Here is a 20,065-nt window from a genome sequence, read left to right on the forward strand (position 1 = left end):
CAATGGGCTGCAACCGATTCAGGAGCTCCCGTTAGCGGCCATATCCCTTCCCCACTGCAGTATCGGCCAGAACCTTTGCGGCAAGAGCGCCTGAGCATCTGCGAAAGAAACCCAGCGAAACTCGTGGTGCTCGGGACGGCCAAGCTCGACACTGACTGGAAGACTCACATCACCCAGGCTCGACAGCGCAAGATATAGGCGCGCGACCTTTCCCTTTGAGTACGGCTCGGTCTCGCGATAATCCTCGCCCCAAGGCAATTCCAGGTCAGTCAGCCCCGTTTCCTCTGTGGTCTCACGCAGTGCCGCCTGCAACGGTTCCTCGCCAGGCTCTGGCAGCCCTTTTGGAAAGTCCCAATTGCGGTAAGCGCGCAGGACCAGACAGCGCCACTCGCCGTCGAATTGCCGCATCACAACCAGACCTGCCGAACGCTTTACTATGGTCATTTTCCAATAGGTTTGCAACGATGGGCATCCGGGGTCCGCTCGGCGAACGGATTTGCCTCAGACCCCCGTCAGTCGTCGGCCAGGATAAAGGTGCTCCCCATACTTCGTCACGATGTCCCAGAACTGGCCCCATAGCTGCTTCGCCTCTTCAACCTGAGCAGCAAACTCGTCTAGGGTCAGCTCAATTGATTTGTCCTCGCGATTTGGCGACATGTCCCCGTCGAGCAGCACGAAGACAAGCTGCGGTGTTGCGTCGCAGAGCCGGCCAGACTCGGCATGCAGGTGTTTGCCTGGCACGCCGCACAGGCCGTGGGCGTACTCGTTCCGGAATCCTAGGGCCTTGTGGGCGCGCTCAAACCAGCCGCCCAGTTGCTTTTGCCCCTCATCATGAGCAGCCTACCATGCTGAGGCTACCAACTGCTCCAGGACTCTCAGCCGCTCTTCCAGCTTCGGCGTCGCGGCTTTAACAGCGAACGAATCCTTGAGTCGTCTTCGTGCGCCCAATAGCGAAGCTGCAAGCCTACATTGAAGTCCAGCCTGGGAATGGCATAAAGGAGTCGGCCGAGCAATACTTCTAGCCCAAGACCTCAAACTCCCATCCGTGGTAGCTATAGAGGAATTGTCCGCCACCGTCTCGGTCGGTCAACTTCGCCCGCACCCGAAATTGAGTACCAGGTGGATAGTCACGCGACAAACGCTTCGAACACTCGACGTGCAATTCAGTAGAGTATTTTCCGCCCGGTGCTGGGCGTATGTGCACTGGACCATGAAGGCCACTCGTATCAGGGGGGCGGAAGCTCTCGACGATAACATCTTCATATGGATTGTCCTGCGCCATGTTGCTCCTATCCCTAACTAGTGGATGACGCTGGCCGACGGTGACGGCGAACAGCGTTGGCTCTTGACTTAGGCTCGGCTGCCGATTCCCACGATTTCATCGTTGCCAAGCTCGACCAGCATGCCCCTTCAGTGTACTGGATATGCGACATTCCTTTTCGGACTTATAGGCAATGCAATTCAGCCACAGGAAGGGGGCATCTCTACCAAAAGGCGTCTGCATCAGAGCTCTCGTTCGCCTCATTGCGGTCATTTCTAAGGTCGGGTCTCTCGCAGCCCTAACCCGAGAAAAGCGGGGTAAAGAGCTCCAATATGCATTTCACTCCCATGCCGGGTTACATGAAGAGCCGATACGGGTAGGTCTTCCCGGGCAAATCTGGCACGTTGGCAATCGTCCGCGCCAGTCGTTGCGAGTACCGGATGCTGACTGGAACCGGGTCGTACAGCGCATCGTTATTCCAATCCATCTTGGTCAGGGCGAGCGCCTCGAGCGCGACGGTTTCCAGTGGACCTCGTCCGGCGTGCCGTGTCAATTGGAGCGGCCGCGGGATGCTCTTCTTCCCTTGGTAGTAGTCCCCAGTGTTGGACACGCCTGGAGCATTTCCAGCCGCCCAAAGCAGCGCCGAATTGCCCGAGCGTACGACTACGACTCCTCGTGGTACCGGATAGCCGGATGGTTTGCTCTTGGGACCATCCCTCCCAGACTCAATCAACCAGACTCCTCTACAGCTTGCATTTGTGCCGACCTCAATGCAATCGACCTCTGGCACGCCCGCCAACGCGTCAAAGGCGCCGTCGATTTCGTCCTGCTTAAAGGCAGTGGTCTTATGTATGACCAAGCGCTTTGGTAGCACGCCGCCATTGCGTCCCTGGTAAAGCTCCAGGCTACGTGCCAGAACCGCACGCATATCATCGCGGCTGAGGAACGGATTCCTTTTTGCCTCCAGCAAATCCGTCACGGGGTCGCGTGCTTCAAATGCGACAAACTGCATGCCCCCACCATCCATGTCAAAGACTTGGGAGCAACACGTCACGAAGTGTGCATCACGTTGGTCCCCTCGCAGCGCATATGCGAGGCCAATATATGCCGTCTCATCCGGCACACTGGTCATACGGGCCAGTTTCCAAGGAATTCCACCTGCCTTCACGTAAAGTGCGATAGACAGGCGCCAAGCTAGTGACGCCTTGTATTTGAAAGTGAATGCCCGGTCGTTCAGAACCTGCGTTGGTATGTTGTACTTAGCGCCAAGCGCCTTCAGTACGTCGTGTGCATCGAAATCCTTCGACCTGGTTGCCGGGCCCCAGTTGTCGGGGAAGTGAACTAGCACCACGTCGAATTCGTTCCGGACTGCATCGAGTCGGCGCAGCGCGTTCTCCATTGCTTCATAGAGGCGCTCCGACGGTGTGCCTTCGCCGGGCAACTGTCCAAGAGATTCCGGCCATTTTACGTGCGCAGAAGGTGCTGCAGATACAAGCTGAATTCCGAACAGCTCGTCAAAGCCGGGATACCGAGGCACGTATTCCGAGCGGTCAGACGGCTCTAAGGCTTGGCGGAGCGACGTCATCAACTCGCCGCGCGTCTTGAACGCACTCGCCGGCCCGACTGTGGCAATGCGTAATGAGGAGGCGAAGCGACCAAACGACGCCTTCGAAAATGGGCCGTAGCGGACAAGCCCGCGCAATGGATGGACATCTACCTGATTCGTATCCGCCGGGGAGAAAGCGAGCAGTGGCTCCTCCAGTAGAGTGAACGGCGGGAGCTTTGAGAGGGCAGCAACGGACATCACTTTGTCCTTTCGAAGTACACGTGGTGGTGCGACGGTCGACTCCAGCCTGTGACTGGCGACAGGGAGAAGGATGCATCTATGCCTTCGTTCGCGGCGAAACCAAAGGCCGATACGTGGCCGTTATCCCCACTGGTAAGCAGGGCCGCCCAAGCGTCAACGATTCGCGACCATTGAGGGTTGTATTTTCGAGCCCACCTCTCGCGCCGCCAATCTCCTGCGGGGTCACCGCCACCTCTTTGCGGCAAGGCCAGCGCATCTCCAGCTGCCGCACCCGATGAGTTCTCCTTTCGGAGCGGAACATCAACAAACGTAAAGGGCTCGAAGTTGCACCACCAACGGCCTTCAATGCGCTCCAGCTTGAGGTTGACTCCCTCCTGGTATGGAAACGAGAGATTCTGCACGGTCCCCGTCAGCGGACTTTCGTAAGCAGCCTTCAAGCGGCTGAGTTCTGCTTCTCGCTTGCGCACCAGCCCTTGTTCTTCGTCCGGCCGCGTCCGCACCACGACAAGCCCGTGGCCTGAGCGCTTGAAGCGTGGTGCTAGGGGGCGCCGGCGTGACAACGCCCGTGTCACCGCGTCGTAAATGAGGCCGAGCGCCCAGCTATCCTTTTCAGGGTCCAGTTGAACGGTGCCGTCCAGTTTGGGGCCCATGGATTGCAAGGCCCCAATCAACTGGGCGTCGTTTCCAAACACCGCAAGCTGTCGCCCTTGGCAAGCCACCAAAGCACGGCACCCTTGCTCCTTCAGCAGCGCTCGTACCTCTACCGTCGTGCTTGCCCTAGACAGCTGGATACGTCTCGCAACGGTTGGCACGCTCTTCACAAGCAACGCGGAATAGCGGAGAACCGGAAATGCTTGCGCATCAACGGTCTGAGGCTTGACGAGTTGCAGGCGCGGCGGCGCCTTACGCTGCATCACGTGCTCCATCAGCACATCGGGCAAATCGACCTGGGCAATCAGGTCACCCGCCAGCTCATCGAAATTCTTTGACTCTATGATGTAGACGTCTACTCCCGCTATGGCCGCGTTCTCCAGTAATTGGTTCGCAGCGGGAAGCAGCTTCGACCTGGACGAACACACCCAGTACAAGCCGCTTGGATACGCATGCGGATGCTTCAGCACAGATTCCAGCGCCTCCATTACTGAGGTGTCGCGCCCGCTGTAACCCACTACAACGAGAGCAAACCGTAGACAGGCATCGACAAGAACCTGACGCATGTTCTCATCTTGGTGTTCAAGCTCACTGCTCGTGTTCTTGATGTTGGTGGACTTGTAGTCACCATGCAGCTTGGCAATCAAAGGCCAATCTGACTCGGCAACGCAGCGAGACGCCCGCTCGGCGGAATCAATAGCAGCTAGAGTTGGCAAAGCTCGCTGTTCAGGCGTGAGCAACTGGTCAGTCAACGTTACGGCGGTTTCAACTAGCGGGTCGAAATTTGTCGTAAACACGACGTTCAGCTTGCCGCTCGACATCAGGGAAGCCAAGACGCGATGAGCGAAGGAAGGACTACCGAGGCGAATCGCGTCATCAATGTACTGACGGCGATTTCGCTCGCTGGGATAAACCGCTTCGAATGCTGCCGAATACTCGGTGGGGTCTCCATCCGGCGGAAGGATGGAGTTCGTTTTGAAGAAATCGTCAATCCGAGCAATCCATAGCGGGTCGGCCGCATCGATTTCCTTCAGGGTGTATCCCACCTCCCTGCAGAAGATGCGTGTCTTGAAGTCTCGAATCATCGCGTAGCCGGTCGGGATGCCGGAGGCGGCAGATGCGCCAGCACCAAGGAACCACGCAAACAAGTGTGGGCGGAGCGCAAAAACAGACGCAAATTCTGGCCCCGAAATCACTCGTACTGATGAATCCATAAGACTCCGTCAATCGTTTCCCGAATGTGATAAGAAGGTATCAGAACCAACCAACGGAGTCATCTATGCAAACTTGATAGATGTCCAATATGGAGCCTCGCACCCCAAGAATGAGGCGGCGAACCTTCAGTGGTTTCCGGCGTGGCTTGGGTCGGCTCGCGTCGCACCGGAAAAACGCCATAACTCAAACGGGTGAAGGCGGGATTTCCCTTCCCGCTTAGGGCACACGTATGTAAATCGGGATATAGCCATTAGCCTACAAGTGACCTGGGGCAGTTACTCCACATTGGCATACAATCCAAGCGCACTGCCCGTACGACACAAAAATCATGAGCGACACCGCAACAAGGGAGTTCACTGTTCAGCAAAACCAGGGACTGACCCTGCAAGTACTCTGCATCGATTGCAGACGTGAGACTGAGCACAAGGTCGCCGCACCTTCATTCCGAGAATCAGGTTCTCATGGAGAAGCGTCTTGGAGTGTAGAGTGGCAAGAGAACTATCAAATCTTGCAGTGCGGCGGCTGCAAGGCGGTCACCTTTCGTCACCACCACTGGTTTTCCGAAGATGCCGACCCGGATGACCTGGGGAATGAAACTCTATACCCGGCGCGAGACGGCAGGCCGGTTCGCCGGTTTGAGCATGTGCCTACGACGCTCACAAAGCTCTATGCGAAAGTGGTCGCGCGCCTCAACAATGACTCGCACATCCTGTGTGCGGCTGGGTTGCGAGCGCTAGTGGAAGGCCTGTGCGTGGACCGCGGAGTAAAGGACGGGCTTGTTCCTCAGGCAAATGGCTCGCCGAAGCGGACTGGAAACCTGGAAGGGAAGATTTACGGTCTGCACGAGCAAGGAGTCGTTACCGCCGACAGCGCCGACTTTCTGCACTCCCATAGGTTTCTCGGGAACGAAGCCGTGCACGAGCTAACCGGAGCGCCACAGGAAGAACTGGGACTCGCATTGGACATCGTCGAGCACATGCTGGAACAGGTCTACGAAATTCCTGCGAAGGCGGCCAGCTTGAAACAAGCCAGAGCTACTCGCAAGCAGAAGAGTCCGTAATGGAGCCGGGGGCATTTCATCGCCCCCTCTCTACATGCTGCCCTTTCCGCCCAATCGTTGCCCGATGTGTAGGTGCGCGCCATACTTCGTCACCAGATTCTGGTACTGGCTCGATAGCAGTTCGGCCTCTTCGACTTGGGCGGCAAAATCCTCCAACGTCAGGTCGATTGATTTGTCCTCTCGATTGGGCGACATGTCCCAATCGAGAGGCACAAAAACAAGCAACGGAGTCGCGTCACAGAGTCTTCCGGACTCGGTGTACAGGTGCTTCCCTGGTACCCCCCAACGGCCGTGGGAATAGTTATTGCGGAACCCACGTGCTTTGTGCGCGCGCTCGAACCACAGTGCAAACTCTCGCTCCCCGTCAAGGTTCGAACTCGTCCACGCAGCCCGCATCAAACGCTCCAAGGCTTTCAATCGACCCTTTAGCCTTGCAGTTTGAGGCTCGAGGAGCTCTCGAATCTTCGGGTCTTGCTCGTGACCGCAGTAGCGCAACTGCAGCCCAATATTGAAGTCCAACCGGGCAATGGCATGGACGAGCCGACCGAGCAATAGATGAAACGCGCTGTCGAAGTCGGTTTCCGCAATCTGACGCCATGCTTGTACTCGTTTGGGTGAGGCCATCAGAGTTCTACCTCGAGCCTAACGTGTATGAGGATGCGTTCGACAAGGCGTCACAAGCCAATTGACGGCTTACTCTTCACCAATCAGGTATCGATTCGGATTCTTCCCGAGCCATGCCGGTGTGCGGCCGCGACCCGACCAAGTCTTGCCGGTCTTGGGGTCGCGATACTTGGGCGGCAACGGCTGCTTATCAGCTTTCGGCGCACCACTTCCGGCCGGGCGGCCACGGCGACGTTTGCCTTCAATGTCCTCTGCGGTGAGGCCGAATTCTGCCATCAGGGAGCGGATTTTGTCGATAACGCCTGCGACCTCCGTTGCGCGCGCTTCAGCGAGTTGGGCCTCGATAGCTTCCTTCTGTGCCATTAATTGCTTGTAAGTAGCCATTTTGTTCCTCCAGTAATTAGTATGGAGGCAATCCTAGATTATTTCTTTTTCTGGCGCCACATGTTTCGCACTTCGAAAAATTACGATTACCCATCGCCCCAATCCGCTCGCGAGCCAGACCCGGCAAGAGTGCTGTTCCTCAGCTTACAATATTGCTGTGCAACATGTGACTAGCGCCAAGGTGCGCCGGCATGTCCGGCATGGTCACGCGCCTTGTTTGAGACGGACCGGCTGGGATGCAGCCGCCGAAAGATGCAGTGGAGGGCAGAATGACAATAGCTCGAGCGGGCACGAAGGAGGAGGCGTTGCGGCTCCTGGAAACAGCAGGAGTAACAGTAATCGAATTAGATTACGAATCTGGCTGGCAAGATGCAATTGAACTCGGTCGTCTTGGCGACAAGCGCGGGATACGCGTCGAGTATCGCGGCCACGAAAACATTGCCGTCAGCTCGCCAGCGGCGTTGGTCGCAGGCCTAAAGCAGCCGAAGACGACGTTCAGGCAGAGAAATCTTTACTGTCAGTTTGAGCTGAGTGAACTACCAGCAGGCGAACTGGAGCAGTTGGAGGCAAAGGCATCGAAATTGGGCGACTACATTCTCGCAGGGCACTTGATGCGGGACGTGGATGAGGTGTGGGGGTAGTAGGCGGCGCTTTTAGCGCTGCCGCATTCGCATTGAGCTTAAGGGCGGCGCAGACACACGCCCGGGTAGTCGGATTGCTAGTGGGTAAAGTGGTCATGCTTGTGTTGGGTAGCTACCGAGAGATGCCTGATTCTGTTGACGCCAGAAACGAAGAGATAGCCCGGTTGTTCATAGGTGGACCTCCTCCCCTCACTTGACGTCAGAGTATCCACGTGTAGCCAAGGACCAGCTGTCAACCTGGGATTTCGTAAGTCGATTTCCCCCGGCTACAGCATTCAGGGTTCCACCCAGCGCCGCCCTTTGCATAGGAACAAGCGACGAATACCAGCCCCAAAGCCATTCTTGCAGCTTGCTATCAGCGAGAGCATCGTACTCATAGCCATCCGTCTTCGATAGCTCCCCAAGTCGGTGATAGACGGAGTCGAGATTTGCACGTTGGACCGGCAATGGATTGTGCTTATGCAAGGCTTTCATCCACTTGTTCCGGAGCGATGATTTCCGGAGGGATTTGAGCAGGACATGCTGAAGCTGGTGGTATTTGTGTCGCGTACTCTTATTTGGAATACGTGTTCGAAGGGGCCGCACCAGCGGCTCGATGTCAGTCGCACTAGGGTGTCGGCCCAAACATCAGACATAGCAGCCGCATCCATTCTGCGCCACTGAGCCCTTCGCTGTGCGCCGGCAATCGCCAGCGACCGGACGTCCGCGTAGCTCTTGCCTCCCTTCGCTCTGTTAGCTCGGGTGCACATGACGATGAGATTTCCGTCTGCATACGCGCCGTCATTGTTCACTCTATCCACCGACCAGTCCGTGTCCGTTCTGGTCCCATGTGTCAGCACTTCGAGTGTCACAGGGCACGTCGCGTAGTCGATGAGCTCGATGAACTCAGGCGTAATCTCTTTCTGGACAAGTCGCCCGCGCACATACGCGTTCCTGCGCAACTGGAGCCACTTCGTGTGATACCTGTCCGGCCGAGCGGGATTGGGAAAGTGAGCGCGCCAGCCTTTGTACCCTTCAACTATGTGAAGGGAGGCATCGATAGGAGGTACTTGGCCATACATCGCCATATCCCACCCAATGCTACGGCCGACGTCCACTGCGTCATACTTCTCCATCCCTTCTGTGCCTCCTCGTTCTGAGTTCTCTTCGAGCCTGTCGCTGCTTAACGGCGCATAGATGAGAAACTGAATAGGGCCCACCAGAGAATCCATGGATTACTACTATGTAGCGGCAGGAACCCGAATGTATCCTCCCGTGGCATCACCGTACGAGTAGGTTTTACCTTCGAGTAGGAATCTTGCCGTCAATGCGCATAGGGCCGCATCAATCTCGTCGATGGACTTCAGCATTCTGGTGTCAATCCCCATCCGTTCGAGGAGCTGCCTACGCTGAGTGCGCTTTTGCTTCGCGGACGCAACGTCCTTACCCAGCATGGCGCAAACAATTGCATGTGGAAAGGTCTCGAAGCTAACGCGCCCGCCCGAATAGGCCCTTTCCTTCAGAAGCGGGTAGATTGAGGCGAGTGCCTGGTACACCCGCTCTCCGCTGAACATCCAGCCGTAGAAATTCTTGGTATTAGAGACAGCGAGCTGCGGTGTGGGGGTTGAGAACGAGCTGATTCTTTCCCGCGCCAGCTCTCTCTCGGCCTGTCGAGCGCCATCTCCACCCCTCCACTGGCAAGGGGAATCAACGCCGACTGCTATGACGCCATGTTCAGCGCAAACATGAACAAAATCCTCCGGCGTCTTGCTATTGATGCTGCTCAAAATCGACGTTCCCTGGAGGACGACCAAGTGGCAGCCTTTCTTGTCACCACCCACATCGATGCCAGCAACAGCGCTCGTCATTGGCGTTTCAGTCATTGCGAGACGATTCGTAACGAAGCCGACATGCTCCGGAGGAAGATTCGAAGAATGTCCACTCGGAAAACTCATGCCTGCAATAAGCGCCGTCGGCAAACCTCACGTGCAGAGGTCGCAAGTACATGGTGCCGCCAATGACATTAGCGCCTGCAGCTGCGCCGGAACCGTACTGAGGTCCTGAAGCGAAATCTCCCCAATGGTCACGCGCGTAGTCTTCCCCTCAAAGACGAATTGCGCACCAACCCCCGGCTGCTTCCCTCCCGAATCGCTCCACGGGTAAAGCAGCAGTACCGCCTCGCAACCGTAGCGCTCCGAGTAAGCCAACATCTGGTAGAGGTCCGGCTGCGCGACACCCAGCTTTCGTTCCACCGCCTGCAAGCGCTTCCATTTGGTATCCACGATGCATCGCGACGCACCGTTAGCCGTCACCACTATGTCCGGGCGGAGCTGAAAGAGGCGGCGATTCCCCGGCACGTCGCGGACCAGATGGTATTTGGTGTGCTGCAGCAGGACCTCATTCCCTTCGGGTCGTAGTGTGCGCCGCATGACTTTCCCAATATAGCGCTCGAATACTTCGTTCATGTCGAACAACAGCGCGAAGGAATCCTGCTCGCCCGCATAGAGGTCGGTCGTAGCGCCATTTAGGAAGAGCTTTGCTAACCCGAGGCAAACGTCGTAGCGCTCACTCATCCGGTCCAGCCTCACCCTGTCGAGCCACGCGCGGCTCGGCTGTACATCAGCCACCGCCTCGAATGCGGGCAGTAGCTCACGGATAGCTTGTTGCGTGCCATGTGTGCCCGCCACCCGCAGCATGCGCGTGATGGCCGCTCGGAAAAGTTGATTCAACGCATGGTTCTCGTCAAACTCATCAAACGCGCAGGCAGTCCGTTCGCGGTGGACGAGATTCCGGCGTAATTGCTCGTCTATCAAGATGCGGCCACGCACAGCCGGCAAATCCTCCTCGGCCTCTCGATACAGCTTTACCAGACCTCGCCTGATTTGCTCTGCCATGGCGCCGGCAAAGAGGCGAATCAGCAAATCGAGCCAACCACCCGAATGCTCAGCCAGTGCCGCTTTGTCGGTGTTGGCCCCGTCCAGCTCATACGCGACCAGCAGCATTTTTAGCAGGTTATGACGGACTAAAGGCAAGCTCTCCTTATCTGCCGCGTCACTCTCGACTTTTGGCAGAAACTCCAACATGCGCGTGGGAAGCTGAATCGCCCCCACGTACTGCCGAGGACGAATCCAGGAGTGGGAGAGGTGCTCGATGATGGGGAAATTCAAGCGCTTGCCCAGCTCCTCGAGAATCCGCAGTTCGTTCACCGAGAGGGCGCGCTCGTCAAGGGCTGACAACGTTGGCACCACCCGGATGCGCTCATACTCCCGAAAGCTGACGACAGTCATTCGTAGATGGCCTTGACCATGTCCACAGTCAGTTTCGGAGCAATGCAGTAGGAAGCACGCGCATCTGCTATCTCCAACTCGTCGTCAAACAACTGCGCGTCGACGTCCGCCTGACAGACGATGTGCTTTTTGGCCTCTTTCTTTGGTCCATCCTTGAATACCAGGCGAATCTTTGACCAATCATCGAAAAAATACTCCTGCAGCAGCGGGATGACTTTGAACCGCAGCCGGTCGTCTAGGTCCCGGAAAGATTTGATGCCAGTGAAATACGCGTGCCCGATGGTATGGTCTCGGTCAAATAGGTAGGCAATGCGCTGGTTGAGCTTTCGCATCAGCGCCTTCAAATCCACGCCATCGACGAAATCTGTGTTCAGCGCGCTCTCGTCAGGCATCAGTTCCTCAAAGTGGAACCGTCTGCGCAGAGCGGTATCCAGTAGGGCAATGGAGCGGTCGGCGGTGTTCATCGTGCCCACGATGAACAAGTTCGGGGGCAGCCCGAATGGTGCCTCCTCAGGCGTGTACGGCAAGCGCACAGTCAGTTCGTTGGCTTGGCCCAATCGCTTGTCGTCTTCGATTAAGGTAATCAGCTCGCCAAAAACCTTAGCAATATTGCCACGATTGATTTCATCGATAACCAAGACGTAATGCTTGAGCTCAGTGGGCGCGGCGGGAACCAGAGCCCCAAGCTTGGCATCAGCCGCCTCCAAGAGCTTCAATATCGCCCAGAAGGTGGAACGGTTGTAGAGGCTGCCCAAATCTGCAGGTCTCTTGACAAGAGCTCGCCGCGCCCACAGCTTCTTGAGCTGGAATTTCGGGGCGTTATATATCGTGGGGTATCCTGGGAGCAGCGCCGTCAAGTTCTGTTCCGTTGCGCCAACGCGGACCTCGGCAGGGTAGCCCTTGTAAAGTTTGGCTTCGACGAAGCCCTTCTCGGACTCCTCAATGTCGTCCACCACTTTTGCAAAGGCGCGCTCAAAACGCTCATCCTCGAGCACATCGTTGCCTTGCGGGTGCAAGGACGCGCGCCAGTTGTCTTCCGCCGCGCGTGCAATTCGCTTGAGTACGCCAGGCTCCACTGAGTAATGTACCTGTCCGTCACTCGTGGCGTCCGGTCGGATTCCCTCGACGAAATCCTGATAGGCATAAGACGGATGAAAGGTTACGAACTCAATCTGGCCGGCCTCCCGGTACCGGTCGAACTGCGCCTTGGCCTGTGGATAGGCTTCCGGCGCAAGAAGAGACGTCACACTGGCCCCGTCGATAATGGCAACGGCTTCCGCCACGGACCGGTAGGTTTTTCCTGTCCCTGGTGGCCCGAACAGGATGCGATTGAGAGGCCCGCCACCAGCCTGCGGCCTCGGGGCCGGTATTGCGGCCTGCTCGGCAGACGGCTGGACCGGCTCCAAGTCCATGACGTCCTCCAATCCAATACCGAAATAGGGCTTCAGTAGGGTTGTCTCAAATTCCGGCAGGTCCTCATCTGGTACCCTTTTGAACGTGGAAACTCCTCGAGGAGTCCACGATTTTGCATTGACTTGGTATGGCGCGGAGGTAATCGACGGCTTCAACAACTCATAACGACGCTGAATCCAACCCTCACCCCGCTCGGCATCCTCCACTTCTCCGCTCAAGCGACCAAGAAGCTGCACGGCGTTGCCATGGCATAAGTAAAACAAGGTACCGACAGGCGCCTCTTGAAAGTTCTTGCCTTGCCCTTTCCCAGTATCACGGTGCATGACTGCCAACCGTGACCGCATCAATTTCTCAAGGTCATCGAGAGAAAATTCTCGCCTTCCATGGGACAACTTCCAGATAGCGATAGCCTTTGCCTTCCACTCAGACCATATGCGCGCGCTGAACCCGAGAAGTTCTTCATCCGGTGCGCGCTTCTGGACCGTGGCTCGCTGCAATTCCGCCATGCTGCACTTCTTGTTAGATTCGCCTAGAAACGTCTGTAGCGGCGCTTTCTTAAAAATATTGACAATGCATGGCCGGCTCGGGTCCTGATAGTGAAACGCAATCTTCCATTTCACCACTTGGCCAAGGTCGGCCGCCTCGATGGCTTGCAAATCCCCTTGAGCGGCAGCCTCGGCAACCGTGGCAATAATTTCACGAACCTTTTGGAACGCCACTTCCGCCGTCGCCCCATATTTTGAATACCAGGCATAGTCGTCGGAATACGACGCACCGCCACCCTCTGGCTTGTCCGTCTTATCCTTCCGCGAAAAGATACCAAACTTGAAGGCGGAGCCACCCCAGATGCTGCCCATCTCCGCCAATCGTATCTCGAGCCAGTTCGTGAAAGAGTCGGGATTGCCCGCTTGGGTATATTCGTGCAGCGCCATGGAGCGCAACTTCTGTAGCGGCCACTTGCTTAAGAACTGCTCCCAAAGCTGGTTTTGTGCCTGCCATTGACCGTCCAGCGTGTCGCTCGTGTTCTTGGTATCCACCTGACCTACCTCGTTGTCTCAGATTGTTCAGTCCTGCGCATGGTGGAACTGTATCGCATAGCCGGGTGTCGTAGCCCGCCGAATTTCGCGAGTTTCGAGAACCTAGTATGAACGTGTAGGGCAACCACGGTCGCTAACGCTCCTCCGGTGCCTTCCATGAGCGAAAACGCTCCAGTGCGTCGACGCTGCCAACGAGCTCTCGAGCGCGCCTTAGTCGCTCATGCATTTCAATCCTCGCTTCTCCACTCAAGTCTCGCAGTCTCTGCTCGGCGTCAAGGAAGAACTCTGCCAATCGCCGCGACTGGGCCCAGCCATCAATGATTTGAAGGAGCTCCTCTGTACTGTCCTTAAGCGCCTTCGCCGCTCGCTTTTCCGCCTCCTCTCTGCGCCATTGCTGCTGTTGGGCTTCCCAGCGCTGACGTTCAAGCTCAGCCTGGCGCTCGCCCTCAGCAGCTAACCTAGCGACCTCGGAAGCCGACTGCCGCAGTTCCTTCACAATGACTGGAATGAGACCTGTAATATCCCGGGCCGGCGTTTCTCGCCATTGCTTACTCCACTCAGCGCGCCAGTATGGAGAATACGCCTGCAAGCAAAAGCGGCCGCTTGGCAAATCTTGTTTGCTGGTCCATCCATGGTCGGACACGTAGCGCCCTCGCTTCGGAGGTACGTGCTCGCTGAGCCGCACGTATTCACCGTTGACATACCTCACCTCAACCTCTTCGGACATCTCAATAATCGTGAGCCCGATGGCCACTGTACCAATGTAGACAACCGTGCAGCGTCCCGGTGCCCATCGGTCACGGTAACTATGGTCCTTCCGAGGAACTTCACGTTCATCGAAATCTCTTCGCGAGAGATGTTCTCCATGGGGCGCGATGACAACACGGTAGCCGTCATCTTCCAAGGCAAGAAACAGTTCGTTTGCAAACGAAAGAGCCTTACGAAGGCCGGTCTTGGTGGCAACTATGTCAACAAGCAATTTCTTTCGTGGCTTGAGGTATCCCACGCCGTAACCAGCACGGCCTTCTTCGAAAATCGTCTCGGCCCCGACTATGAGGGCATGCTCGGTGTTAGTCCGCTTGAGGCGCGTGGCCCGCCTATGAGGCTTATCAGAAGGCGGCTTCGGGACGGGGAGTTTCGTTTCCCACTGAGCGTCACCGCGAGCCCACACAAGTTCGTCCCCTGGTCGGGCATCGGGCAGGTTCGGCTTTGGCGATTCCTTTCCAACGGCCAACTTCGCCCAATATCCGCGCGCTGGACGCGGCACATTGAGTAATGTGCATACTCTGGCCAGATAGCTGGACGAGACTCCGAAACGAGCTGCCACTTTCAGCATCGATTCAGCCCAGACCAGTTCATAGAGCGATTCGCGACTGACTACGCCGGAAGAGGCCTCGATAGGCTTACCCTGCGACCTCGTGCCATCTGGGGTATCGTTTTCGTACATACGTGAAATCTGTACCTAGCGTCCGACGAGAGTGGCTGGGCAGGCAAACTTGAAAATATTCGGTAGTTACCTAACGAATCTGTCTAAGCAAGCGGGCAAGGTTCGAAGCTAGCTTGGCATTTACGACATCTGTTGGCTCGCGCCAAACATGGGTCAGGACAGGGACGATGTCCTCGGCTTGCCAGGGCATCAAAGGGGCTTTATTAACCGTTGCGAAAGGACCGTCAGTCTCAGGTAGCACCCTCTCAGCTGGCATCTTACTCAGCAATTCCCGACCTTTTGCGCCGGAAAGCATAGCTGGCCCGACACTGAACCAGCATCCCAGTTCTATGGCGCGCTGCAGTTCCCTACTGGTACCTGAAAACCAGTGAAGGATTGGCTTTCCAACTGAAGGATGCCTTTCCAGCACATTCAGCACTTCCGTCGCCGCACCTCGAGAGTGCAAGCTAATTATGCGACCACCTTGGCGTTCACACTCGGCAATGACGGCCTCTAAGATTTCATGCTGAAGAGGTAGCGACGAACGAAATCTCGGCGAGCCGTCTAGCCCTACCTCGCCGATAAATGGTGCTTGTGCCACACTTGACAGCAACAAGTCGCGCTCATTCGCCTTGCGCTCCGCGATTTCCGGATGCAGCCCCAACGCTACCTTGACGTTCTCATGGCCTGCGAAGACGCGTGAAGTTGCAACCCAAGCGCGCGGACTTGTCGTTACGACAAGGGTGAACTGATTACGCTTGGCTACTTCAGGCAGTAACTTCAACGCGTCCGGGTAGAGGTCAAGGTGACAATGCAAGTCCATTAAACGACCCCATGGTGTTGCAACAAGACGCCAAGTTCTTCGATACCACGCTGCACGACCCCTTCATATAGCGGCCGGGTCCCGTTATCCGCAAAGCTCAACGCGCCACCGAAAAGACGATTAACCCCTATAGCGTTAGCTCGAAGGAATGCGACAGCAGCAGCTCCAATATCGTTAGCCCCAGTTCTGCGGCCTGTTGTTCCGAGATTGTCGAAACGGTAAGCAGGAGTGGAATCCGCGAATCCTGCGCGAATGAACGAACCCCTTCGAACCATGCAAGGCACACACCTTCCACAGTGCATATAGTTGTAGTATCCGTAGCGTCCGCAGCTGGTGGAATCTCCCACCAGTGACTGAAGCAAAGCCTGGTCTGCGCAATTTTCCAACAACTCCCCTTTTGTGGAGAAACTGTATGGCGTCACAAGCTGCGCAGGGATTCCCACGGCATCCCAGACGGCTTGAAGGCGCGCCAGCAGCACCGGATGAGTTGTCTTCGTACTGAAGCTACCGAAACGTCCCGGCGTAAGGGGAACATTAAGACTGATGAACCCATTTTCCGGGACGAAGACTTCGATGCGGCCACTCCCTGGCAAAGGAACAACACTGCTCGCAAGCGCCGCAAAAGCAAAAAATACAATGGAGCGGCCGCGCGTGGAACGCTCCGAAGCATGAGTCAACCGAATGCGGTGATTCCACTGGAAGTGGCGGTCCGCTGCATTCAGCTCTCGCGCAAATCTCAGCTGCTTGTCGGCATCCCCCTTCGCAATCTGCGACACAAAAACTGGCCGACGGCCAGCCGCTGAAAGGTCGATTGCCCCGACGAGGCTGTCTACCCCACCTGACAAGAGGGACACGCAATCCGTATCTAATGTCACTGGTGCCGTTGATTGCGGGGGTGCTTCCCCGCCGGGCAGCAGATTTAGCGTCCAAAAATCGCCAGTCAGAAAACGTAGCATTTCCTGGAGCTGCGCTTGTTGGGCAGTCCAAGGTGCGGGGTCATGCAGGTAGACATCCAACTCAATGACTCGCGTCCAGCCGTCGGCACTCCCTGCTCTTACACAAGTCAAGTCAGCAGCCGCAACCGCTAGTGCCAGAGATACGAAGTCCCACACTTGGACCGAAGGATTCAACCCGAGACGCGAAAGGTCATTCTTCCAGCCGGGCGCAATCGTGCCTACATCCCCACGGCCGGGGTTCGAATACAGAGAAAAATAATCACCGCCACCAGGAATGGCGTTAGGCAGAAGGTGTGCCGGGGAGCAAACAACATGAGTCATAGAGTTCCCTCATATACGGCGAAAGTGCTCTGCACCGCTTGCTGCATCGTAGATTCAAGCTGCCTCGGCGAGGGATTTTGATTTCCCTGCCGTATCGTCCGCATCTGCGCGGAAATTTCAGCCTTGAGATAGTCGCGCATTTCATTCATTCGCGCGACGACCTCACGAGGATTCAATTTGGAACTTTCAAAAATCTGGCCGATGTCCAGTTGCAGCCGGTTGCAGGCCTCCTGGGCCAAAAAGAGTTCAACCAACGACCAGATGTCGCCGTCGCTCATGTTGAGCAAATCGACGGTCGGCTGGTTCTCCATCAGCTCAGCCATGGCCTGGGCCATAGAGTCCTTGCAAGACTCTTCCTCCAGGCTCCCACCGCTCGTCGTGAGCTGCCCGATGACTTCATCGATAACATCTTGAACAGACGGATTTCCGGCAACCAGCGAGCTAACCCACTGACTCACGCGCGCATCAGTTCCATCACGGGCAGCTTGCAACAACGACACGAGACCAGCAGCAGACCGAGCAGACGTTCGCATTCGTGCGGCAGCTTTGCTTGCCCCGCCCATGCCAGTCCGAGAGTAGTGACCGATTGCACGGCGGAGAGAGTCGCTGCTCCCCGTTCTCGCAAAGGCTCCTAGTTCTCTACGCGCCCCTGCAAACCTGCGGGCAGGTGCGACACCATCAGCGGGAACTGGACCCGCCTGGTCGTTATTGTTTCCCTCATCCGTGTCATTCCCCGTATCTGCACCGTCACCGCCATTACCATCAGCGGCCTGACCGTCTCCACCAGTAGCAACCTCGCCCCCAAGCTGGTCGAGCCACGGGGGGTCAAAGGGAACTCCTGCACCGGGACCCGAGCTAGATGTTGAGGTACCCATTTATTGTTTTCCCTGGAATGCCTTCAAAGCATTTCTCACTTGTTGTGGCGAATTGGAATCCAAGGCCCAGGCAACGAGCAGTTCCTTGGCCCAAGCTTCGTCCCGGATGTTGGGAAGCAACGCAGCAGGGCGCTGAGCAGCAGGAATCTCATGTAGCAGCCCGACGAAGAGCGAACCAAGCTGCGGGAATGCCCGGGTCACATGCAAGCACCTATTCAGTGAAGTCATACCCCACTGTTCGGAACGGGCACGTCGCATTAGCCGCGTAAGGACGCGCTCAGCCTCAGTTTCACCCAGGGCTTGCAACTGCTTCACCAGCAGGTCGAGGATAGTTTTCGCTTCAAATACTGCATCGAGCAATGCTCGCCCTTCTGGCGAGAGCTCATCAAACGCCGCTATCGAGATACCTCGGTCCTTGCTCAAATACAAGAGAGGTCTCAGGTCAACGCCCGCCAGCGGGGGTGACAACTTCAACCAACCGCCAATGAATTTGACATCCCAACTAGGGTCCGGAACCTTGTAGGTCTCGCCCTTCGCGACCGCGTCTTCGATGTCAGCGAAGAATTGCGGTTTTCCGTCTTCGCTCTCGCCAACGGTCTTGACAAGGAATTCAAATGCCGCTGGTGAAACACACCGCTCGAACAACTGGAGCTTGACCAATTCTTCAAAGCCAACGGACATTCCCTGGGCCTTAGCGATAGTCTCGCGAATCATGAGATTGTTCATGAACCGCTTGATAAGCCTAGGGTTACCCGCGATATGGTCTGCAGTCGTCAGCAGGGGCGCAAGCTGGTCAGCCAAGTCGATTCTCTGCGTGAATCCGTTTGCCTGGCCGAAAGCTTCCGCGAGAGTCTTCCGGGTCAACGCGCCTGCCCAAGATTTTTTGACTGCATCCAAAATTTTCGCCTGTGCCTCTTTGCGAACCTCGGGTGCAAGCTCCCCTCTACGCTCTGCCAAGTCCGCAAACAGCAAGACCAAGTATGCCTTGACTTCCGTAATACCAAGTCGTGGCACGCGCAACGGAACCTGAATCAGCTTATCAAAATAGCTAGTTACCAGGTCGTCGTTAAGGTTCGCACCCTTGAAGTGAGCTTGAACTGCACCGCGTATCATCTGTTCATCTGCGGCAATGACGAATGCAGTCCTAGGCATGAACAGCAGGAGACGCATTGCCTCCAAGGTCGAAATAGCCGTGTCGGGCAAGCAACGGTCAAGGTCATCCACGAAGACCACCAAGGTAACGTCCAAACCTTCCAAGATTTCGTGAAAGGCGTTTCGCAAGCCGGCAATCTCCTTCGGCATGGACGCGGCTTCCTTGTCCTTCAGTAAATCCTTCAGTTCAGGCTGAAGCTCATTGTAGGCCTCCTTAACCTTGGCCAGGTCTTCTGCGCTCGGCATTCCCTCCGCTTTGAATAGGCCGCCCACAGCCCCAACAACAGCCCCAACAGGACCGGCGATAGCCCCACCAACTACAACGCCCTGAGCGACGGGAGCAAGAAGTTTAGCCGCTCGGAGCCACTTTACACGTTTGGCGAAATCCAGTGCCTTTTCGAGAAAATTCTTTCTGGCCTCCGCCTCTTTGACGAGCTTGTCAGATACTGATTGCAGCAGCGCCATCCGTGCGTCATCGAATCCTTGATACAGCCAGGCATTGAAATCCAGGAAAACGTACTTTTTATCAGCCCCGTCTCCCTTCTTTAGGGCGTTCGCAACCATCTTTACCAAGGAGGACTTCCCAACGCCCCAGCTGCCAGATATGCCAATGGAAAGCGGCTGGCCCGCAGAGTCTCGGATAAGTTGGGCGGCCGTATCTGCAACGACCGAAAAGTTAAGAAGGTCGGTTGAGGTCTCGACGTCATGCCACATGCTGGGTCCTCTTTACGCTCTGCGTGGTTGGTTTTGCTGTTTCGCAAACGCCTGGTAACCCGACGCACCGGTCATCCGCGTGCCGTAGGTACTGCCGTGTTTGCGCTTCGACAACATGGGTCACTTCCGCCGATTTCTTCGCCGCGAAACCACACCTCTTTGAGTTTTTGCTGAGCCTCGCGCTCTGGCGCATCGGGAACAAGGTGCCCCTTGACGAAGTCGCCTACCAGCTGTCGCATTGTCTTCTTGTTGATGGTAGCCTCTCGTTCCTCTCGGCGCGCCTGCAGTTCACTGGCATAACCGTCGATTGCCGCCTCGGTCAAAATGAATTTCAGCAATCTCTCCTTCTGCTGAAAGAGAAGCAGATTGCGTCCAATCTTCTGCAGCACCTCTTCTTTGGACACCATGTGTGCCGCGCCAGTGGGGGCGAGTTGAGGCC

Annotated in this window: 17 protein-coding genes; 2 read left to right on the plus strand and 15 right to left on the minus strand. The window is 56.4% G+C overall.

The window, feature by feature from the left end; translation table 11 throughout:
• Positions 1 to 18 precede the first annotated feature (18 nt).
• The 4 genes from E5S69_RS07555 to E5S69_RS07570 all read right to left on the minus strand — a co-directional run bounded on the left by E5S69_RS07555 (position 19) and on the right by E5S69_RS07570 (position 4,933).
• Complete coding sequence (locus E5S69_RS07555) at positions 19 to 462, minus strand: NUDIX domain-containing protein (RefSeq protein ID WP_272871705.1); 444 nt, start codon at positions 460 to 462, stop codon at positions 19 to 21.
• Positions 463 to 501: 39 nt separating this feature from the next.
• Positions 502 to 741 carry a hypothetical protein gene (locus E5S69_RS07560; RefSeq protein WP_171514380.1) on the minus strand — a complete coding sequence of 80 codons (240 nt, stop codon included), beginning with the start codon at positions 739 to 741 and terminating at the stop codon, positions 502 to 504.
• Between the two features lie 875 nt (positions 742 to 1,616).
• The gene (locus tag E5S69_RS07565) at positions 1,617 to 3,065 is read right to left on the minus strand and encodes an argonaute/piwi family protein (RefSeq protein ID WP_171514381.1); all 1,449 of its coding nucleotides are present in this window, start codon (positions 3,063 to 3,065) and stop codon (positions 1,617 to 1,619) included.
• Positions 3,065 to 4,933, minus strand: a complete 1,869-nt coding sequence (locus E5S69_RS07570; RefSeq protein ID WP_171514382.1) for an SIR2 family protein — start codon at positions 4,931 to 4,933, stop codon at positions 3,065 to 3,067. Before E5S69_RS07570 ends, E5S69_RS07565 begins: the two co-directional genes overlap by 1 nt.
• Positions 4,934 to 5,262: 329 nt before the next feature.
• Between E5S69_RS07570 and E5S69_RS07575 the strand changes: the two genes are divergently transcribed.
• A complete protein-coding gene (locus E5S69_RS07575; RefSeq protein WP_171514383.1) occupies positions 5,263 to 5,994 on the plus strand; it encodes a DUF4145 domain-containing protein in 732 nt (243 codons plus the stop codon).
• A 30-nt stretch (positions 5,995 to 6,024) separates the two neighbouring features.
• Here E5S69_RS07575 and E5S69_RS07580 read toward each other — a convergent pair whose 3' ends face one another.
• Both E5S69_RS07580 and E5S69_RS07585 read right to left on the minus strand, forming a co-directional pair.
• Positions 6,025 to 6,618: a hypothetical protein gene (locus tag E5S69_RS07580; protein WP_171514384.1), complete on the minus strand. Its 594-nt coding sequence runs from the start codon at positions 6,616 to 6,618 to the stop codon at positions 6,025 to 6,027.
• Positions 6,619 to 6,687: 69 nt separating this feature from the next.
• Entirely contained in the window at positions 6,688 to 7,002 is a 315-nt protein-coding gene (locus tag E5S69_RS07585; protein WP_171514385.1) for an H-NS histone family protein, read from the minus strand.
• Positions 7,003 to 7,271: 269 nt separating this feature from the next.
• Here E5S69_RS07585 and E5S69_RS07590 point away from each other — a divergent pair, with 269 nt between their 5' ends.
• The gene (locus E5S69_RS07590; RefSeq protein WP_171514386.1) at positions 7,272 to 7,643 is read left to right on the plus strand and encodes a PHA-granule associated protein 4; all 372 of its coding nucleotides are present in this window, start codon (positions 7,272 to 7,274) and stop codon (positions 7,641 to 7,643) included.
• Positions 7,644 to 8,863: 1,220 nt separating this feature from the next.
• Here the strand turns inward: E5S69_RS07590 and E5S69_RS07595 are convergent.
• The 9 genes from E5S69_RS07595 to E5S69_RS07635 form a co-directional block, all read right to left on the minus strand.
• On the minus strand, positions 8,864 to 9,505 hold the full coding sequence (locus tag E5S69_RS07595) for a DUF429 domain-containing protein (RefSeq protein ID WP_171514387.1): 642 nt from the start codon (positions 9,503 to 9,505) through the stop codon (positions 8,864 to 8,866).
• 99 nt (positions 9,506 to 9,604) lie between these two features.
• Entirely contained in the window at positions 9,605 to 10,909 is a 1,305-nt protein-coding gene (locus tag E5S69_RS07600) for an McrC family protein (protein ID WP_171514388.1), read from the minus strand.
• On the minus strand, positions 10,906 to 13,359 hold the full coding sequence (locus E5S69_RS32760) for an AAA family ATPase (RefSeq protein ID WP_216621250.1): 2,454 nt from the start codon (positions 13,357 to 13,359) through the stop codon (positions 10,906 to 10,908). Before E5S69_RS32760 ends, E5S69_RS07600 begins: the two co-directional genes overlap by 4 nt.
• Positions 13,360 to 13,492: 133 nt before the next feature.
• The gene (locus E5S69_RS07610) at positions 13,493 to 14,806 is read right to left on the minus strand and encodes a hypothetical protein (RefSeq protein WP_171514389.1); all 1,314 of its coding nucleotides are present in this window, start codon (positions 14,804 to 14,806) and stop codon (positions 13,493 to 13,495) included.
• 70 nt (positions 14,807 to 14,876) lie between these two features.
• On the minus strand, positions 14,877 to 15,608 hold the full coding sequence (gene qatD, locus E5S69_RS07615; RefSeq protein WP_171514390.1) for a Qat anti-phage system TatD family nuclease QatD: 732 nt from the start codon (positions 15,606 to 15,608) through the stop codon (positions 14,877 to 14,879).
• Positions 15,608 to 16,885, minus strand: coding sequence for a Qat anti-phage system QueC-like protein QatC (gene qatC, locus E5S69_RS07620; protein ID WP_171514391.1), 1,278 nt, complete (start codon positions 16,883 to 16,885; stop codon positions 15,608 to 15,610). Before qatC ends, qatD begins: the two co-directional genes overlap by 1 nt.
• Positions 16,882 to 17,760, minus strand: a complete 879-nt coding sequence (qatB, locus tag E5S69_RS32765; RefSeq protein WP_336510570.1) for a Qat anti-phage system associated protein QatB — start codon at positions 17,758 to 17,760, stop codon at positions 16,882 to 16,884. Before qatB ends, qatC begins: the two co-directional genes overlap by 4 nt.
• Positions 17,761 to 19,626, minus strand: coding sequence for a KAP family P-loop NTPase fold protein (locus E5S69_RS07630; RefSeq protein ID WP_171514393.1), 1,866 nt, complete (start codon positions 19,624 to 19,626; stop codon positions 17,761 to 17,763). It lies immediately after the preceding gene.
• A 71-nt stretch (positions 19,627 to 19,697) separates the two neighbouring features.
• Positions 19,698 to 20,033: a hypothetical protein gene (locus tag E5S69_RS07635; protein WP_171514394.1), complete on the minus strand. Its 336-nt coding sequence runs from the start codon at positions 20,031 to 20,033 to the stop codon at positions 19,698 to 19,700.
• Positions 20,034 to 20,065 lie beyond the last annotated feature (32 nt).

Origin of the sequence: Cupriavidus necator (assembly GCF_013141915.1) — a bacterium.
Taxonomy (GTDB): domain Bacteria; phylum Pseudomonadota; class Gammaproteobacteria; order Burkholderiales; family Burkholderiaceae; genus Cupriavidus; species Cupriavidus necator_B.

What these genes read in the sequence shown, in the direction of transcription:
- E5S69_RS07565 (WP_171514381.1), bottom strand. Translation starts at nt 3,065, where the DNA reads ATGTCCGTTGCTGCCCTCTCAAAGCTCCCGCCGTTCACTCTACTGGAG.
- E5S69_RS07570 (WP_171514382.1), bottom strand. Translation starts at nt 4,933, where the DNA reads ATGGATTCATCAGTACGAGTGATTTCGGGGCCAGAATTTGCGTCTGTT.
- E5S69_RS07575 (WP_171514383.1), top strand. Translation starts at nt 5,263, where the DNA reads ATGAGCGACACCGCAACAAGGGAGTTCACTGTTCAGCAAAACCAGGGA.
- E5S69_RS07580 (WP_171514384.1), bottom strand. Translation starts at nt 6,618, where the DNA reads ATGGCCTCACCCAAACGAGTACAAGCATGGCGTCAGATTGCGGAAACC.
- E5S69_RS07585 (WP_171514385.1), bottom strand. Translation starts at nt 7,002, where the DNA reads ATGGCTACTTACAAGCAATTAATGGCACAGAAGGAAGCTATCGAGGCC.
- E5S69_RS07590 (WP_171514386.1), top strand. Translation starts at nt 7,272, where the DNA reads ATGACAATAGCTCGAGCGGGCACGAAGGAGGAGGCGTTGCGGCTCCTG.
- E5S69_RS07595 (WP_171514387.1), bottom strand. Translation starts at nt 9,505, where the DNA reads ATGACTGAAACGCCAATGACGAGCGCTGTTGCTGGCATCGATGTGGGT.
- E5S69_RS07600 (WP_171514388.1), bottom strand. Translation starts at nt 10,909, where the DNA reads ATGACTGTCGTCAGCTTTCGGGAGTATGAGCGCATCCGGGTGGTGCCA.
- E5S69_RS07610 (WP_171514389.1), bottom strand. Translation starts at nt 14,806, where the DNA reads ATGTACGAAAACGATACCCCAGATGGCACGAGGTCGCAGGGTAAGCCT.
- qatD (WP_171514390.1), bottom strand. Translation starts at nt 15,608, where the DNA reads ATGGACTTGCATTGTCACCTTGACCTCTACCCGGACGCGTTGAAGTTA.
- qatC (WP_171514391.1), bottom strand. Translation starts at nt 16,885, where the DNA reads ATGACTCATGTTGTTTGCTCCCCGGCACACCTTCTGCCTAACGCCATT.
- qatB (WP_336510570.1), bottom strand. Translation starts at nt 17,760, where the DNA reads ATGGGTACCTCAACATCTAGCTCGGGTCCCGGTGCAGGAGTTCCCTTT.
- E5S69_RS07630 (WP_171514393.1), bottom strand. Translation starts at nt 19,626, where the DNA reads ATGTGGCATGACGTCGAGACCTCAACCGACCTTCTTAACTTTTCGGTC.
- E5S69_RS07635 (WP_171514394.1), bottom strand. Translation starts at nt 20,033, where the DNA reads ATGGTGTCCAAAGAAGAGGTGCTGCAGAAGATTGGACGCAATCTGCTT.